Below are 16809 nucleotides of genomic sequence, written 5' to 3' on the forward strand. Positions count from 1 at the left end.
GCGGGACGGGAACCTGCCCCGGGCCGGGGATCTCGCCGCCGGTCGCCGCCGAAGGGAGGACCATGTCCAGGACCGGACCGAGCCGGGTGCTCGTCGTCTCCAGCGCGCTGCTGGTCGTGCTCGTCGCCAGTGGCCTGGTCGCTGCCTCCGTGGCCCGGAGCAGCGCGGCGGGGCGGGAGAGCCACCCCGGCGTGACGTCGGTCGAGGTGGACCAGGACTGCGCCGGGGACGTCACGGTGCTGCCGGCCGATGCCGGTGGCGATGCCGTCGAGGTCGCCCGGGCCGACCGGTGGACGTTCGGCCGCCCGCGGCACACGGCCGAGGTCGTCGACGGCCGGCTGACCGTCTCCACCGACTGCCCCGACCTCCAGCTGTTCTGGACCTCCGCCTCCGACCTGACCCTCCGGGTGCCCGCGGGCGTCGAGGTGCGGGTGTCCGCCGGGGCGGGCGCGGTGCGGGCCCGGGGGACCACCGGCGATCTCGACCTGAGCACCAGCGCTGGCGAGGTCGCCGTCTCGGACGTGACCGGACGGCTGCACCTGAGCGCCGGCGCGGGCCGGATCTCGGCCACCGGGGTCACCGCCGAGGAGGTGACGGCCGAGAGCTCCGCCGGGCAGGTCACCGTCTCCGCCGTCGCCCCCGTCGAGCGGCTGAGCGCCACCTCCAGCGCGGGCGCGGTGACCGTCGAGCTGCCCGACGACGGGACCCGCTACGACGTCCGCGCGGACACCTCCGCCGGCGCCATCACGGTCGACGTGCCGCAGGACCCGGACTCACCGCGGGTGGTGGAGGCCCGCAGCAGCGCCGGTTCGGTCACCGTCCGCACCGCCGGCTGAGGCGCTGCGGTCCCGGACGGCTCAGCTGCGCAGGTAGGCCAGCGTCGCCATCACCCGGCGGTGCTGGTCCTCGTCCTGCGCCAGACCGAGCTTGGCGAAGATGTGCTGGGTGTGCTTCTCCACCGCGCCCTGGGTGACGACCAGCCGGCGGGCGATCGCGCCGTTGGAGTGCCCCTCGGCGATCAGCCCCAGCACCTCCCGCTCCCGCGGGGACAGCGACTGCACCGGGTCGTCCCGCCGGCGGCGGGCGAACAGCTGGGAGACGACCTGCGGGTCCAGGACGGTGCCGCCGGAGACGACGTCGTCCAGCGCGGTGAGGAACTGCTCGACCTGGGCGACCCGGTCCTTGAGCAGGTAGCCCACCCCGCCGGCGCCGTCGGCCAGCAGCTCGTCGGCGTAGGCGACCTCGACGTACTGGCTGAGCACCAGCACCGCCGTCGACGGGACGACCCGGCGCGCCTCGACCGCGGCGCGCAGCCCCTCGTCGGTGTGCGTCGGGGGCATCCGGACGTCGACGACGGCGACGTCGGGCCGGTGCTCGACGACGGCGCGGACCAGGCCGGGCCCGTCGGCGACGGCGGCGACGACCTCGGCGCCGGCCTCCTCGAGCAGCCGGACCAGGCCTTCGCGGAGCAGCACCGAGTCCTCGGCGAGGACGACGCGGCGGGGGGTGGTCACGGACACGGGAGGTCTCCGATCAGCCTGGTGGGTCCGCCGCGGGGGCTGTCGACCACGAGCCCGCCGTCCACGGCGCGCAGCCGGTCGGCGAGCCCGGCCAGCCCGTGACCGGGGGCGAGCACGGCCCCGCCGCGGCCGTCGTCCTCGACGACGACCCGCAGCCGGCCGGACTCGCAGACCACGGTCACCCGGACGACGGTGGCCCCGCTGTGCTTGGCGGCGTTGGCCAGCGCCTCGCTGACGAGGAAGTAGGCGGAGTTCTCGACCGCCGGGGCGAGCCGCTGCCCGGGCGCGAGGTCGACGGCGAGCTCGACCGGCACCGGGGAGCGGGCGGCGACGGCGGCGAGCGCTGCGGCCAGCCCGCGGTCGGCGAGCACCGGTGGGGCGATGCCGCGGGACAGCGCGCGGAGCTCCTCGAGCGTCTCCCGGGTCTGCTCGGCGGCCTCCCGCAGGGTGGTCCGGGCACCTGCGGGGTCCCGGTCGAGCATCCGCTCTGCCCGGTGCAGGTCCATGCTCAGCCGGACCAGCCGCTGCTGCGGCCCGTCGTGGATGTCCCGTTCCAGCCGGCGGAGCGCCACCGCCTCGGCGGCGACCGCGGCGTCCCTGCCCTCGCTCAGCCGGCCGATCTCCGCCTGGGCCTCACCCCGCCAGGTCAGTAGGCCACGGCCGAGCTGCGCCTGGGCGAGGGCGCACCCGCGGACGACGGCCGGCAGGGTGAGCGCGAAGAGCACGCCGACCGCGGTGTAGAGCAGCACCCGGTTCGTGCCGGTGTCGGCCATCCCGAGGATCTCGGGCAGCGTGTGGTTCTCCGGCTCGTCCGCCCCGCCGTAGGGGATCGACCAGTCCCAGGCCACCGAGGTCAGCCCGGCCAGCGTGATCGCCCACCAGACCACCGCGACGACGAACGCGGGGATCGCGACGGTCATGTGCACCAGCGCGTGCAGCACGTCCAGCCAGGACTGCGGGTCCGTCAGCGGCGTGACCAGCCGGCGGGGGAGCGACGCGCGCGGATCAGCGGTGCGGTAGCCCGGTGTCGGCACCGCCCGCCCCAGCACCCCGGGCAGCCGGCTGCGCTCCAGGGCGGCGAAACCGCGGGCGGTGTACACGGTGCCGACCAGCAGCGGCACCCCCACCCAGATCACCAGCAGGCCGACGCCGACCGTGAGCCCGGTGACCACCAGCACGAACGCGAGCAGCGACAGCGGGAAGGCCAGCAGCACGTAACCGGTGTCGACGCCCAGCTGCCGCCACCAGCTGCCGCGGAGGAGCCCGTCGGGCCGTCCGGCCGGGAGGACGGCGGTGTCGGTGGTCATGCCGACCAGCCTGTTCGTCCGGCGGGCCCGCGCCGAGCCCGCTGGCTGGCCGCCGTGCCTTCGGGTTGTCCCGACCTGTCCGCGTCCATCTCGGCGGCGATGATCCCGGCCGCCGGATCCGCAGTCCAGCACCGTTCCCCTGTGGGGCCCGCGCGGAGCGCTCTAGGCTCGGGGCGCTGTCGACCGCATTCGTGCCCGCCCGCAGCCGGGGACCCCGGTTCCCCGGTGCCGCGGCCACAGGAAGAAGGCCATGCGCCCCGCCGCCGCTGTCCCGTCCGCCGCTCTCGTCCTGGCCCTGCTGGCCGGGTGCACCGGGGGAGACACCTCCGACGACCCCAGCGCCGAGGGCTCGGACGACGTCGCGGCGGCAGTGACGGCAGCGCCCGACGCGCCGCGCACCCTGGTCACCGACGCCGACCCGGTCGCCTCCGCCGTCTCGACCAGCCGGGCGCTGTTCCGCAGTTCGCCGGTCGTCGTCCTCGCCGAGGCGGACGACGCGGCCGCGCAGCTGCTCGGCGCCTCGGCCGCGGTCGGCCTGGGCGTGCCACTCCTGCTCGACGACGGGGCGGGTGCCGACGACGTCCTGTCCCCGGAGCTGGACCGGCTCGGCGCCGAGATGGTGCTCGCGGTCGGCGAGGCCTCGGTGGAGGGCGTCGACGTGCGCGCCGTGCCCACCGACCCGGACGCCGTCGGCACGGTGACGGGGCTGGACCTGGCCACCGCCGAGCCGGTCGCCGCCGACGGCCGGGTCGCCGCCGTTGCCGCGCTGGACCCGGAGTCGGTCGCCGCGCTCGAGCCCGCTCCGGAGTCGCCGGCGCCCGAGGAGCCGGCAGCCGAGGAGCCGGCGACGGACGAGCAGGCGGACGGGTCTGCCGCCCCCTCGTCGTCGGCGGCGTCGTCGTCGGCGGCCTCGTCGTCGGCGGCTGAGGAGACCGAGCTGCCCGACCCGCTGCCGGAGTTCGACCGCGGCGAGCCACTGGCGGACACCCTGGTGGTCACCAGCGGGAGCCCGGACTCCCTCGCCGGGGTCGCCACGGCGCGGGCGGCCGGTGCCGAGGTCCAGGTGATCGGGGGCACCGACCCGCGCGCGTCGGCCGAGCTGGTCGACCGGCTGGCCGCCGAGCCGACCGTCGTCGTGCTGGGCGCCGACCTGGGCGGGGAGCCGGGGCTGGAGTGGAAGCTGGACACCGCGGCCAGCGGCACCCAGCTGCCGGGGGGCGGGCAGGTGCTGTTCCCCGGCCGGCTGATGGTCGCGCTGTACGGCATCCCGGGCAGCGGGGCGCTGGGGCTCCTGGGCGAGCAGGACCTGCCCGGGGCGATCCAGCGCGCCAAGGACCTGGCCGCGGAGTACGAGCCGCTGGTCGACACCACCGTCGTCCCGACCTTCGAGATCATCGCGACCGTCGCCTCGGCGAGCGCCGGGGCGGACGGCGACTACTCCGCCGAGCAGGACATCGAGACGCTGCGCCCCTGGGTGGAGGGCGCGGGCGAGGCCGGGCTCTACGTGGTGCTGGACCTGCAGCCCGGCCGCACGGACTTCCTCACCCAGGCGCAGATGTACCAGCCGCTGCTGGAGCTGCCCCACGTCGGCCTGGCGCTGGACCCGGAGTGGCGGCTGGGGCCCAACGGGGTGCACCTGGTCCAGATCGGGCAGGTCGGCATCGACGAGGTCAACCGGGTGGTCACCTGGCTGGCCGACCTCACCCGGGAGAAGGCGCTGCCGCAGAAGCTGCTGGTGCTGCACCAGTTCCAGGTGCGGATGATCCCCGACCGGGACCGGCTGGACCTCTCCCGCGACGAGCTGGCGATCATGGTGCACGTCGACGGCCAGGGGTCGCAGCCGGCGAAGCAGGACACCTGGCGGGTGCTGCACCGGCAGGCCGACCAGCCGGAGCTCGCGTGGGGCTGGAAGAACTTCATCGACGAGGACGTCCCCATGCTCACGCCGCGGGAGACGATCGAGCAGGTGGACCCGACGCCGGAGCTCATCACCTACCAGTAGCCGGCCCCTTGGTTCTGTCGGTGCTTCCCGGCAGGATCCACCGCGAGCGTCCGGCGAGGGCAGGAGCGGTGCGATGACCGGTGTGGTGGCCGAGCAGACCGGCACGGCGCAGGCGGCTGAACTGGAGCCGCGGCTGGCCGAGCACCGGCGGGAGCTGACCGGGTACTGCTACCGGATGCTGGGCTCGTCCTTCGACGCCGAGGACGCGGTGCAGGAGACGATGGTGCGCGCCTGGCGCTCCCTGGACGGCCTGCAGGGGGCCGGGGCGCTGCGCTCCTGGCTCTACCGGATCGCCACCAACGTGTGCCTGGACGCCCTCGAGGGGCGCAAGCGGCGGGCGCTGCCGGTCGACCTGTCCGGGGGTGAGCCGAGCCCGCCGGTGGTGGAGTCGCTGGCCGGGGTGCTGCCCGACGGCGCGTGGATCCAGCCGGCCCTGGACCGCCAGGTGCTGCCGACCGGTGCTGACCCCGCCGAGCTCGCCGTCCAGCGCGAGTCGGTGAAGCTGGCGTTCATCGCCGCGCTGCAGCACCTGCCGCCGCGGCAGCGGGCGGTGCTGATCCTGCGCGACGTGCTGCGGTGGAAGGCCGACGAGGTCGCCGGGCTGCTGGAGACGTCGGTCGCGGCCGCCAACAGCGCGCTGCAGCGGGCACGGGCCACGCTGGCCGCCCACCGGTCCGCCGAGCAGCCACCGGCCCCGGCCGTGGCCGCGGAGCACACCGAGCTGCTGGCCCGCTACCTCGACGCGTTCGCGCGCTACGACGTCGAGGCCCTGGTGGCGCTGCTGCACGAGGATGCGGTGATGGACATGCCCCCGTACGCGATGTGGCTGCGCGGCTCCGCCGACATCGCCACCTGGTACCTCGGCCCCGGCCACGGGTGTCGCGGCTCGTACGTGCTGCCGCTGGAGATGAACGGCAACCCGGGGTTCGCCCAGTGGCGGCCCAGCGGGCCGGGTGGGTCGTTCGAGCCGTGGGCGGTGCACGCCCTGGAGTTCCGCGACGGCCGGGTCGCCCGGACGACGGCGTTCCTGGGCCCGCGGCTGTTCGAGCTGTTCGGTCTGCCGCGCACGCCCACCCCGGCGGGCTGAGTGGTCCGCCCGGCCGGCTGTCCCGCGACGACGCCGTCCCTCGCGTTCCTCAGTTCCCGCACAGCTGCTGCTCACCGCAGTGCGAGCACGCGGCGGAACGATCGACGGCATGTCGATGGCCGGCCGCCGCGTCTCCGTTCCCGGTCCCGACCGGGACGATGCGGGCCGGGCGGGTCGGACGCCCGCGCCGCGACGGTCCCGCCCCGGCGGCGGCCGGCCGGCACCCGAGCGGGAGTCGGAGCGTGGCGCGGGGGTGGCCAGTGAGCACCACATGCGCGAGTGGCCCCGGGTCTGGCGAGCCGACCGGGGCTACCACGTCCGGCTGTGCCCCCACGCCCTCGGCCACCCCGATCCCGACGACGTCCTCGACCTGCAGGCGGTCGGGGGTGTCTCCGGGCGGCACCACTGCGACGGCTGCTGCATCGCACCGCTGCGGGATGCACGGTGACGGCCGCACGGCTCCGGGGGTGTCAGGACGCGGACGCTGCACCCGCCTCCGGGCGTAGAGACGGCTCCGCGCCCCTTCCGGATGACGGGACGGCAGGTCTCAGCCCGGTCACCGGTCGACCGGCCGGACTCGCCCGGCGCAGCCACCGCGGGCCACCCGTGCCGGCGTACACGGCCTCGTCGGCCGGAACGGGGATGGTCACCATGCCGATCGCACCCGTCGACGGCGCACCCGGGACGGCCTCGGAGGCGGCGCCGGACGGGGCAGTTGGGGGTCGTGTCACCTGACCGGCGCTGCGGGCGCTCGTCTTCGTCGCCAGGAGCCGGACCAGTGCGCTGGCGACCCTGGTGACGGGCCTGTCCACGGCAGCTGCCCGTCCGGCTGTGGAGATGGAGAGGCCTGTCGAGCGGGACTGGCACGGTCCGCGTGGCGCCTGACCGTGCTGATCCCGCTCGACGATCGTCGACCCGGGCGGCTCACTCGACCTGGTGGCCGACCAGTCGCGCGATGCGGTCCCCGACCGGCGGATGGGTCATGAACAGCACCGACAGCGACCGCCGGTCACCGCGCAGCGGGTTCACGAGGTACTTCGAGGCCTGGGAGGGCTCAACCGGCATCGGCAGGTACCGGGCCGCACGGTCGATCCTGGCCAGGGCGCTTGCCAGCGCCTGCCCGTCGCCCAGCAGTGCCGCACCGGTGCGGTCGGCCTGGTACTCCCGGCTACGCGACAGCGCGAGCTGCAGCAGCGCAGCCGCGATCGGCGCCACCAGAACGGTCACCAGAGTGGCCAGCGGCCCGGGATCCTCCTCATCGTCGGAGGATCCGAAGAACGGCAGCCAGCCGATCACGTTCGCCAGAAAACTGATCCCGGTCGCCAAGGCCGCCGCCACTGACGTCAGCAGGATGTCGCGGTTCCCGACATGCGCCAGTTCGTGCGCCAGCACCGCCCTGAGCTCCCGCGGGCTCAACAGATCCAGCAGACCTCGCGTCACCGCCACCGCCGCATGCCGCGGATCGCGACCGGTCGCGAACGCGTTGGGTTGACGGTCCGGCGTCACGTACAGCCTGGGCATCGGCAGCCCTGCCTCCGCGGCGAGCTCCTGCACGACGCGGTGGTAGACCGGCAGCTCGTGGTCACTGACGGGAACCGCACCAGCGGCCATGAGCGCCAGCCGATCGGAGAACCAGTAGGAACCGCCGACCGCGGCCAAGCCGACGACCAGCCCGATCGTCGCGCCGACCGTGCCGAACAGCGAGCCGAGCAGGACGAACAGCCCACCGAGGGCAGCCAGCAGAACGGCCGTCTTGACACCGTTCCAGCCGATCCGCGCGGTCGAGAAGTAGGAACGGCGGGGAGACGGTGGCGCGGAAGTGACATGGTCGTCCAGATCCGTCCGGCGCGGCCAGGTCATTCGCGACCCGACCCCCGCGTGGGGTCGGAAGTCGCGCAGTGTCGAGGTCATCCATCCCTCCTCTCGCGGTAGGAGCACGGGCACCGCCGCAGTCACGACGGTGCACTCGCTGCATCCCTGATGACGCCGGAGGCGAATGTGTTGTTCCGGGTGGTGTGCCTGCGGAATCCGGGTGGCCGCCGCTCAGAAATGGTCACGGTCGGGTGATCCGTTTCCTGCGGCCGTTCTCGGTATCGGCGAACGAGAACGGTGGTCGCGGACGTGAACGACGGGGGCACTGGCCGTGACGGTGCCCACTGCCCGGTGCGCCGTCGCTGTTCCAGGGGTCCTGGCAGCCGGGTCGGGCTGTGCTCGTACGTGGAGCGGGTGACCGGGATCGAACCGGCATGGCCAGCTTGGAAGGCTGGGGCTCTGCCATTGAGCTACACCCGCAGTGCACCTGACGGTGCCCGCACAGGGTACCGGGTGGCCGGGGTGCCTACACTCAGGCCGCCACGGGGTGTGGCGCAGCTTGGTAGCGCACCCGCTTTGGGAGCGGGGGGCCGTGGGTTCAAATCCCGCCACCCCGACACGGATCCCACGTCCTTAGACTCGTGGGGGAGTTGCGGCGCCGTCCGAGGCGTCGCACCCCACGAGTCTGTCCCCATCACGAGGAGCGCTGCGCTGTGAAGAGCACCATCGAGAACCTGGGCCCGACCCGGGTCCGGCTCGCGATCGAGGTGCCGTGGAGCGACCTCGACCACGCCTTCGGCGAGGTCTACAAGGAGTTGCGCAACCAGGTCCGCATCCCGGGGTTCCGCCCCGGCAAGGTGCCCAACCGCGTGATCGACCAGCGGGTCGGCCGCCCCGTCGTGCTCGAGCAGGTCGTCCAGCACGCCGTCCCGGAGGTCTACTCCGAGGCGATCCGGGAGAACCAGGTCCGCGTCATCACCCAGCCCGAGGTCGAGGTGACCCGCCTCGAGGACGGCGAGCTGCTGGCGTTCACCGCCGAGGTCGACGTCGCCCCCAGCCTGGAGCTGCCCGCCCTGGACTCCCTCTCGGTCACCGTCGACGACGTCGAGGTCACCGACGAGGAGATCGAGCAGCAGATCTCCGTCATGCGCGAGCGGTTCGCCACCCTCACCGGTGTCGAGCGGGCCGCCGAGGACGGCGACTACGTCTCCATCGACCTGGACGCGAAGCTCGACGGCGAGGTGCTCGAGGACGGCAGCACCACCGGCATGTCGTACGAGGTCGGCTCCGGCAACCTGATGAACGGCCTGGACGAGGCCGTCCGCGGGCTGTCCGCCGACGAGAGCGCCACCTTCACCACCCCGTTGCTCAACGGCCCCGACGCCGGCCGGGAGGCCGAGGTCACCGTCACGGTGCGCTCGGTCAAGGCCAAGGAGCTCCCGGAGCTCGACGACGAGTTCGCCTCGATCGCCAGCGAGTTCGACACCCTGGCCGAGCTGCAGGACGACGTCCGCACCCGGCTGAAGCGCACCAAGGTGCTGCAGCAGGGCGCCCAGGCCCGCGACAAGCTGGTCGAGCACCTGATCGAGGCCACCGAGATCCCGGTGCCGGAGAAGCTGGTCGAGCAGGAGCTGGCCTTCCGGGCACAGTCGATGGAGCGCGAGCTGCTCCAGGCCGGAATGGACTGGGACGCCTACTTCTCCGCCGCCGGCATCGAGGGCGGCCGGGAGGCCTACGACGCCGAGATGCGCGAGAACGTCGAGAAGGCGGTAAAGACCCAGTTCCTCCTCGACTCGATCGCCGACGCCCGCGAGGTCACCGTCGACAACGAGGACCTGTCGGCGCAGATCATGGCCCAGGCGCAGCGCAACCGGATGAGCCCGGAGCAGTACGCCCAGCAGCTGCAGCAGGGCAACAACATCGCCGACTTCGTCGCCGACGTCCGCCGCACCAAGGCGCTGGCCCAGCTGCTCGAGCAGACCACCATCACCGACGCGTCGGGCAACGTGGTCGACCTCGAGGCGCTCCGCCCCAAGACGGTCACCGCCGACGGGGACGACGACGCCGCTGAGGCCGACGTCGACACCACCGAGGCCGACACCACTGAGGCCGACACCACCGACGACGAGGCTGCCGCCAAGGCCTGACCTCGCCCCGTCGCCCAGCGCCGCCCGCACCCGCCCCGGGTGCGGGCGGCGCTGTCGTTCCCGGGGGCTGCCGATCGGCGGGGCTCGTGCTGCGCCCACGGCGAACACCGGCCCGGACCGGGAGGAAGGCGTCGGGGGTGCGCGTTAGGGTCGACGTGACACCGAGGCGGTCACCGCGGGACCACCGGCCGACACCTGTCGGCGGGGGCCGCGACCGCACCGAGACCACCGACCCACCCGTTCCACGAGACCGACTGCACCGCAGTCCTACGGAGGTCACCGCACCCGTGAGCACCACTGACCCGAACCTGGCGAGCGCGCCGCTGCTGCGTGCGGCCGCCGGGGGGATGAACCTCAACGACTCGGTCTACGAGCGCCTGCTGCGCGAGCGGATCATCTTCCTGGGCACCCAGGTCGACGACGTGATCGCCAACCAGCTCGCCGCGCAGATGCTGCTGCTGTCCGCCGAGGACCCCAACCGCGACATCCACCTGTACATCAACTCGCCCGGCGGCTCGGTGACCGCGGGCATGGCGATCTTCGACACGATGCAGTTCATCGACTGCGACGTCGCCACCTACGCCATGGGTCTGGCCGCCTCGATGGGCCAGTTCCTGCTCACCGCGGGCACCAAGGGCAAGCGGTACTCGCTGCCGCACACGCGGATCCTGATGCACCAGCCCTCGGCCGGCGTCGGCGGCACCGCGTCGGACATCGCCATCCAGGCAGAGCTGTTCCGCAACACGAAGAAGCAGCTCAACGAGCTGCAGGCGCAGTTCACCGGGCAGACGGTGGAGCAGATCGAGAAGGACTCCGACCGCGACCGCTGGTTCACCGCGCAGGAGGCCCTCGAGTACGGCTTCGTCGACCACGTGGTGACCCGGGCCTCCAGCACCACGCAGACCGACAACCCGGTCACCGAGAACTGAACGGTCGGAGGACTGACATGAGCGACTTCCAGATGCCTTCGAGCCGGTACATCCTGCCCTCCTTCGTGGAGCGCACGAGCTACGGCATGAAGGAGAGCAACCCGTACAACAAGCTCTTCGAGGAGCGCATCATCTTCCTCGGGGTGCAGGTCGACGACGCGTCGGCGAACGACGTCATGGCCCAGCTGATCACGCTGGAGTCCAACGACCCCGACCGCGACATCACCATGTACATCAACTCGCCCGGTGGCTCGTTCACCGCGCTCACGGCGATCTACGACACGATGATGTTCGTCCGGCCCGACATCCAGACCGTGTGCATGGGCCAGGCCGCCTCGGCTGCCGCCGTCCTGCTGGCGGCCGGGACGCCGGGCAAGCGCCTGGCGCTGCCCTACTCCCGGGTCCTGATCCACCAGCCCTCCGGCGAGGCCGGGGGTCAGGTCACCGACCTGGAGATCCACGCCGCCGAGATCGAGCGGGTGCGCACCCAGATGGAGCAGATCCTGGCCCGGCACACCGGCCAGACCCAGGAGCAGGTCCGCAAGGACATCGACCGGGACAAGATCCTCACGGCCGAGCAGGCCAAGGAGTACGGGATCGTGGACCAGGTCATCGCCAGCCGGAAGCTCAACGCGCTGCCGGCTTGATCGATCCCGATGGGTACGGGCCGGGGCCGCGCGTGTCGCGTCTCCGGCCCGTACCGTTCACCCATCCCGTGAGGTCACCGGCCCGACCGCCGGCGGCGTCGCGGGGGAGCCGGGGCGGGTGTGGCGAAGCGGACGACCCGGGTGCGTTCCTGCCCCGGAACGTCACACCGGCCGGGTAGGTTCGATGAACGCCCGATCCCCGGTCCGCACCGTTCGGTCCGCACCGCAGGGACATCCGCAGGCGCCTACCACATGGGGCGTCGACAGGGCAAGACAACGCGTACCGGGTCGGCCACCGTGCCGTCCCACTCGAGGTGGAGGTCAGCCAGGTGGCACGTATCGGTGAGAGTGGCGACCTGCTGAAGTGCTCGTTCTGCGGGAAGAGCCAGAAGCAGGTCAAGAAGCTCATCGCTGGCCCCGGGGTCTACATCTGCGACGAGTGCATCGACCTCTGCAACGAGATCATCGAGGAGGAGCTCTCGGAGTCGTCGGACCTCAAGTTCGACGAGCTGCCGAAGCCCAAGGAGATCCACGACTTCCTCGAGCAGTACGTGATCGGCCAGGACAAGGCCAAGCGCACGCTGGCCGTGGCGGTCTACAACCACTACAAGCGGGTGCAGGCCGGCGGCGCGGGCAGCCGTGACGACTCCGTCGAGCTGGCCAAGTCCAACATCCTGCTGATGGGCCCCACCGGGTGTGGCAAGACCCACCTGGCGCAGACGCTGGCCCGGATGCTCAACGTCCCCTTCGCGATCGCCGACGCCACCGCGCTCACCGAGGCCGGTTACGTGGGTGAGGACGTCGAGAACATCCTGCTGAAGCTGATCCAGGCCGCCGACTACGACGTCAAGCGCGCCGAGACGGGGATCATCTACATCGACGAGGTCGACAAGATCGCCCGCAAGAGCGAGAACCCGTCGATCACCCGCGACGTCTCCGGTGAGGGTGTGCAGCAGGCGCTGCTGAAGATCCTCGAGGGGACGACGGCGTCGGTGCCGCCGCAGGGTGGGCGCAAGCACCCGCACCAGGAGTTCATCCAGATCGACACCACCAACGTGCTGTTCATCGTGGGTGGCGCCTTCGCCGGACTGGACCAGGTCATCGAGGCCCGCACCGGCAAGCAGGGGATCGGTTTCGGCGCCGAGGTCCGCGGCAAGGCCGAGATCGAGGAGGCCAACGCCTTCGCGCAGGTCATGCCGGAGGACCTGATGAAGTTCGGGATGATCCCCGAGTTCATCGGCCGCCTCCCGGTGATCACCAGCGTGCAGAAGCTGGACCGTGAGGCCCTGATCAACATCCTCACCGAGCCGAAGAACGCCCTGGTGCGCCAGTACCGTCGGCTGTTCGAGCTCGACGGCGTGGAGCTGGAGTTCACCGACGACGCGCTGGAGGCGATCGCCGACCAGGCGATCCTGCGGGGCACCGGGGCGCGTGGGCTCCGGGCGATCATGGAGGAGGTCCTCCAGTCGGTCATGTACGACATCCCCAGCCGGGAGGACGTCGCCACCGTCGTCATCACCAAGGACGTCGTGCTGGAGCACGTGAACCCGACGATCGTGCCCCGCAAGCCCAGCCGCGCCCCCCGCGAGAAGAGCGCCTGACACCACCAGCTCCGCCGACGGCCCGTTCCCCAGCAGGGGAGCGGGCCGTCGCCCGTTGCCCGGGGCCGCGCTCCTCATCCGGCCATCAGGAGGCCGCGAGTGGCCGGTCAGCGAGCGAGGCTCAGCCGCTGCCGGTAGACCGCCGCGATCTCGGCCTGGCACCCAGCCGGCTCCCTGGTGAGCCGGGCGTAGCTGAAACGCAGGACGAGCCAGCCGCAGGCGGCGAGTGCGGCGTCCCGAGCGAGGTCGCGCTCGCGCTGCTCCCGGCCGCCGTGGAAGGCGGCGCCGTCCAGCTCGACGGCCAGCTGCACGCCCGGCCAGGCAGCATCCAGGAACACCCGCCGCCCGTCGGGCAGTCGCACCCGGTGCTGCTGCACACATCCGGGCAGCCCTGGGACCGAGAGCACGTGCAGCACGCCGAAGACCTCCAGCTCGCTCTGGCAGCCGCGCTCGAGCAGACCGATCAGCTGCACCAGACCGGCCCGGCCGGGCAACTCCGGTCGCCGGTCCAGTTCCAGCCCCAGCGCGGCGGTGCTGACCGCTCGCTCACGCGCCGATCGGAGCAGCGCCGCGCGCGCCTCCGCAACCAGGGCAGGCCCAGCGGACCGGCGGTGCGCGCCCGCCCAGCTGTCCACGAGGGCTCGCGCCAACGTCGTCGCCGGGAGCCCCGAGACGATGAGCGAGCGGGGGAGGGGGCAGCGGTGGACAGCCAGCCTCGAGGTGGAGCGGATGCGACGGTCGGTGCCGACCGTGACGTCCAGTCGCAGCGGCCGGTGATCCAGCGCCCCGTGGACGGCGAGGGCGCTGCGGTGGCTGAGCACCCCGCCGGTGTAGCCGACGACGGCGTGCGCGCGCACTGTCCAGTCATCGGCCCATCCCGGGGCGGTGACCCAGCCGGGGTGCAGGCGCACCAGCCGGCCGCCGGCGAGCCACCGGCCCACGCTGCGCGGACTGGCGCGCTCGGCGAGGTCGGCGGTGGACGACGTTCGCGTGGGGCCGAGGAGCTCGGGGAGGGCATGCACCCGGACACGATGCGGCTTCGGGGGACCGTCTTCGCCCGTTCAGCCCGCACCTGTGGACAGCGCCCGGAGCATTGCTCCCCACCCGGCCAGGATGGTGCTCGAAGTGGCCGGATGGGAGCAAGACGCTCCCCGGCGGGTCAGGCCTCCGGTGCCTCGGCGAGGACGACGTCGACGCGCAGCGGGCCTTCGCCGGCGACGATCGACAGCTCCGCGATCCGGCCGGCGTCCGCCAGGTCCGCGCGGGCCGCCTCGATCGCGGGGACCCGGGCCGCCGGTGCGGTGACCGTGGTCGTCGCGACGTCGGCGCGCATGGAGGCCTTCGCGTCGGACTTCGCCTTGCGGACGGCCGACAGGACCTCCGCCGCCGCCGTCACCACGGCCGGGTCCCCGCCGGTGGGCAGCTCCGGGGCGGCCGGCCACAGCGCGCGGTGCACCGAGCCGGTCTGCCACCAGGACCAGACCTCCTCGGTGACGAAGGGGAGCACCGGTGCGAACAGCCGCAGCTGCACCGACAGCGCGACCGCCAGCGTCGCCTGCGCGGACACCGCGGCGTCCCCGGTGCCGTAGGCGCGGGACTTCACCAGCTCCACGTAGTCGTCGCAGAAGGACCAGAAGAACGCCTCGGTGACCTCCAGCGCCCGGCTGTAGTTGTAGGCCTCCATCGCCGCGGTGGCCTCCTCGACGACCACCGCCAGCGCGGCCAGCAGCCCGCGGTCGATCGGCTCGGTCACCTGGTCGGCGGTCAGCGCCGTCGTGGCACCCAGCCCCAGCACGAACTTGCCGACGTTGAGGATCTTCATGGCCAGCCGGCGGCCGACCTTCATCTGCGCCTCGTCGAAGGGCGAGTCCGCCCCCGGCCGGGCGCCGGCGGCGCGCCAGCGCACGGCGTCGGTGCCGTAGCGCTCCAGCACGTCGATGGGGGTGGTGGCGTTCCCCTTCGACTTCGACATCTTCTTGCGGTCGGGGTCGACGACGAAGCCGGAGATCGTGGCGTGCGTCCAGGGCACCGTGCCGTGCTCGTAGTGCGAGCGGACGACGGTGGAGAACAGCCAGGTGCGGATGATGTCGTGTGCCTGCGGCCGCTGGTCCATCGGGAAGACGTGCGCGAACAGCTCCGGGTCGGTCTCCCAGCCCGAGGCGACCTGCGGCGACAGCGACGAGGTGGCCCAGGTGTCCATCACGTCGGGGTCGGCCATGAAGCCGCCCGGCACGCCGCGCTGGTCCTCGGTGTAGCCCGCCGGGACGTCGGAGGAGGGGTCGACCGGCAGTGCCGACTCCGGCGCCAGGATCGGGTCGTCGTACACGGGCTCGCCCTCGTCGTCCAGGCGGTACCAGACCGGGAACGGGACGCCGAAGAACCGCTGCCGGCTGATCAGCCAGTCGCCGTTGAGCCCGTCGACCCAGTTCTCGTAGCGGTGCCGCATGTGCTCGGGCACCCACTGGATCTCCCGGCCCCGGGCGATGAGCGCCTCCCGCAGGTCGGCGTCCCGGCCGCCGTTGCGGATGTACCACTGCCGCGTGGTGACGATCTCCAGCGGGCGCTCGCCCTTCTCGAAGAACTTCACCGGGTGGGTGATCGGCTTCGGGTCACCCACCAGGTCGCCGGACTCCCGCAGCAGCTCGACGATCCGCTGCTGCGCGCTGAAGGAGGTCTTGCCGGCGAGCTCCGCGTAGACGTCGGCGGGCACGTCGGCCGGGGGGTCGGCGACGAACCGGCCGTCCCAGCCGATGACGGCGCGGGTGGGCAGCTGCAGCTCCCGCCACCAGGTGACGTCGTTGAGGTCGCCGAAGGTGCAGATCATGGCGATGCCCGAGCCCTTGTCCGGCTCGGCCAGCCGGTGCGCCACGACCGGCACCTCGACGCCGAACAGCGGCGTGGTGACCGTCTTCCCGAACAGCGGCTGGTAGCGCTCGTCGTCGGGGTGGGCGACCAGCGCGACGCAGGCCGGCAGCAGCTCAGGGCGGGTGGTCTCGATGAACACCGGGCCGTCCGCACCGTGGAACCCGATGCGGTGGTAGGCGCCGGGGCGCTCCCGGTCCTCCAGCTCGGCCTGCGCGACCGCGGTGCGGAAGGTGACGTCCCAGAGGGTCGGCGCCTCCTGCGCGTAGGCCTCACCGCGGGCGAGGTTGTGCAGGAACATCTTCTGCGCGGTGGCCCGGGAGGACTCGGAGATCGTCCGGTAGACGTTCGACCAGTCGACCGACAGGCCCACCCGGCGCCAGAGCTTCTCGAACTCGGCTTCGTCGACCGCGGTCAGCTGCTCGCAGAGCTCGACGAAGTTGCGCCGGGAGATCGGCTGCTGGTCCTTGCCGGGCTTGGCCGGGGGCTCGAAGGTCGGGTCGTAGGGGAGCGAGGGGTCGCAGCGGACGCCGTAGTAGTTCTGCACGCGCCGCTCGGTGGGCAGGCCGTTGTCGTCCCAGCCCATCGGGTAGAAGACGTGCTTGCCGCGCATCCGCTGGTAGCGGGCGACGATGTCGGTGTGCGTGTAGCTGAACACGTGCCCGACGTGCAGGGAGCCGCTGGCGGTCGGCGGCGGGGTGTCGATGGCGTGGGTCTGGGCGCGGGGGGCCGACAGCGCCGCGGCCCGGTCGAAGGCGTAGGTGCCCTGCTCGGCCCAGCGGGCGACCCACGTGGACTCCAGCCCCTCCAGGGAGGGCTTGTCGGGTACGGCGCCACCGGCTCCCGGCGCCGTGCTCTCGGGGGCTCGGGTGTCAGCGACCATGACTGGCATCCT

The 16809-nt window shown here is 72.8% G+C and carries 13 protein-coding genes and 2 tRNA genes; 9 read left to right on the top strand and 6 right to left on the bottom strand.

Annotated features, from left to right (window positions below; genetic code table 11):
- Positions 1–62 precede the first annotated feature (62 nt).
- Positions 63–836 (top strand): DUF4097 family beta strand repeat-containing protein, encoded by a 774-nt coding sequence (locus tag ACI783_RS11825; RefSeq protein WP_457140612.1) that lies wholly within the window; start codon positions 63–65, stop codon positions 834–836.
- 21 nt (positions 837–857) lie between these two features.
- Here ACI783_RS11825 and ACI783_RS11830 read toward each other — a convergent pair whose 3' ends face one another.
- Both ACI783_RS11830 and ACI783_RS11835 read right to left on the bottom strand, forming a co-directional pair.
- Positions 858–1520 carry a response regulator gene (locus ACI783_RS11830; RefSeq protein ID WP_457140613.1) on the bottom strand — a complete coding sequence of 221 codons (663 nt, stop codon included), beginning with the start codon at positions 1518–1520 and terminating at the stop codon, positions 858–860.
- Complete coding sequence (locus ACI783_RS11835; protein WP_457140614.1) at positions 1511–2827, bottom strand: sensor histidine kinase; 1317 nt, start codon at positions 2825–2827, stop codon at positions 1511–1513. Before ACI783_RS11835 ends, ACI783_RS11830 begins: the two co-directional genes overlap by 10 nt.
- Before the next feature lie 250 nt (positions 2828–3077).
- Between ACI783_RS11835 and ACI783_RS11840 the strand changes: the two genes are divergently transcribed.
- From ACI783_RS11840 to ACI783_RS11850, 3 genes are all read left to right on the top strand, one after another.
- Positions 3078–4829 (top strand): hypothetical protein, encoded by a 1752-nt coding sequence (locus tag ACI783_RS11840; RefSeq protein WP_457140615.1) that lies wholly within the window; start codon positions 3078–3080, stop codon positions 4827–4829.
- A gap of 73 nt (positions 4830–4902) precedes the next feature.
- On the top strand, positions 4903–5916 hold the full coding sequence (locus ACI783_RS11845) for a sigma-70 family RNA polymerase sigma factor (protein ID WP_457140616.1): 1014 nt from the start codon (positions 4903–4905) through the stop codon (positions 5914–5916).
- A 271-nt stretch (positions 5917–6187) separates the two neighbouring features.
- The gene (locus tag ACI783_RS11850) at positions 6188–6364 is read left to right on the top strand and encodes a hypothetical protein (RefSeq protein ID WP_457140617.1); all 177 of its coding nucleotides are present in this window, start codon (positions 6188–6190) and stop codon (positions 6362–6364) included.
- 476 nt (positions 6365–6840) lie between these two features.
- On the opposite strand, the gene ACI783_RS11855 is transcribed toward ACI783_RS11850, so the two are convergent.
- Both ACI783_RS11855 and ACI783_RS11860 read right to left on the bottom strand, forming a co-directional pair.
- A complete protein-coding gene (locus ACI783_RS11855) occupies positions 6841–7827 on the bottom strand; it encodes a M48 family metalloprotease (RefSeq protein WP_457140618.1) in 987 nt (328 codons plus the stop codon).
- Positions 7828–8134: 307 nt separating this feature from the next.
- Positions 8135–8208: transfer RNA gene (locus ACI783_RS11860), tRNA-Gly, on the bottom strand.
- A 63-nt stretch (positions 8209–8271) separates the two neighbouring features.
- Here ACI783_RS11860 and ACI783_RS11865 point away from each other — a divergent pair.
- From ACI783_RS11865 to clpX, 5 genes are all read left to right on the top strand, one after another.
- Positions 8272–8345, top strand: a tRNA-Pro gene (locus tag ACI783_RS11865).
- A gap of 96 nt (positions 8346–8441) precedes the next feature.
- Complete coding sequence (tig, locus tag ACI783_RS11870; protein ID WP_457140619.1) at positions 8442–9875, top strand: trigger factor; 1434 nt, start codon at positions 8442–8444, stop codon at positions 9873–9875.
- 287 nt (positions 9876–10162) lie between these two features.
- Entirely contained in the window at positions 10163–10804 is a 642-nt protein-coding gene (locus ACI783_RS11875) for an ATP-dependent Clp protease proteolytic subunit (RefSeq protein ID WP_457079158.1), read from the top strand.
- Positions 10805–10821: 17 nt separating this feature from the next.
- Positions 10822–11451, top strand: a complete 630-nt coding sequence (locus ACI783_RS11880) for an ATP-dependent Clp protease proteolytic subunit (protein WP_457079160.1) — start codon at positions 10822–10824, stop codon at positions 11449–11451.
- Between the two features lie 329 nt (positions 11452–11780).
- A complete protein-coding gene (gene clpX, locus ACI783_RS11885; RefSeq protein WP_457079162.1) occupies positions 11781–13052 on the top strand; it encodes an ATP-dependent Clp protease ATP-binding subunit ClpX in 1272 nt (423 codons plus the stop codon).
- Between the two features lie 107 nt (positions 13053–13159).
- Here clpX and ACI783_RS11890 read toward each other — a convergent pair whose 3' ends face one another.
- Both ACI783_RS11890 and valS read right to left on the bottom strand, forming a co-directional pair.
- Positions 13160–14074 (bottom strand): DUF559 domain-containing protein, encoded by a 915-nt coding sequence (locus ACI783_RS11890; RefSeq protein ID WP_457140620.1) that lies wholly within the window; start codon positions 14072–14074, stop codon positions 13160–13162.
- Positions 14075–14211: 137 nt separating this feature from the next.
- Positions 14212–16797 (bottom strand): valine--tRNA ligase, encoded by a 2586-nt coding sequence (gene valS / locus ACI783_RS11895; protein WP_457140621.1) that lies wholly within the window; start codon positions 16795–16797, stop codon positions 14212–14214.
- Positions 16798–16809: the final 12 nt, after the last annotated feature.

It is taken from the genome of Modestobacter sp. SYSU DS0511 (genome assembly GCF_054050755.1).

Excerpts from the sequence above, each read along its gene's own strand:
- ACI783_RS11825 (WP_457140612.1), top strand. The coding sequence starts at position 63 with ATGTCCAGGACCGGACCGAGCCGGGTGCTCGTCGTCTCCAGCGCGCTG.
- ACI783_RS11835 (WP_457140614.1), bottom strand. The coding sequence starts at position 2,827 with ATGACCACCGACACCGCCGTCCTCCCGGCCGGACGGCCCGACGGGCTC.
- ACI783_RS11840 (WP_457140615.1), top strand. The coding sequence starts at position 3,078 with ATGCGCCCCGCCGCCGCTGTCCCGTCCGCCGCTCTCGTCCTGGCCCTG.
- ACI783_RS11845 (WP_457140616.1), top strand. The coding sequence starts at position 4,903 with ATGACCGGTGTGGTGGCCGAGCAGACCGGCACGGCGCAGGCGGCTGAA.
- ACI783_RS11850 (WP_457140617.1), top strand. The coding sequence starts at position 6,188 with ATGCGCGAGTGGCCCCGGGTCTGGCGAGCCGACCGGGGCTACCACGTC.
- ACI783_RS11855 (WP_457140618.1), bottom strand. The coding sequence starts at position 7,827 with ATGACCTCGACACTGCGCGACTTCCGACCCCACGCGGGGGTCGGGTCG.
- ACI783_RS11880 (WP_457079160.1), top strand. The coding sequence starts at position 10,822 with ATGAGCGACTTCCAGATGCCTTCGAGCCGGTACATCCTGCCCTCCTTC.
- valS (WP_457140621.1), bottom strand. The coding sequence starts at position 16,797 with ATGGTCGCTGACACCCGAGCCCCCGAGAGCACGGCGCCGGGAGCCGGT.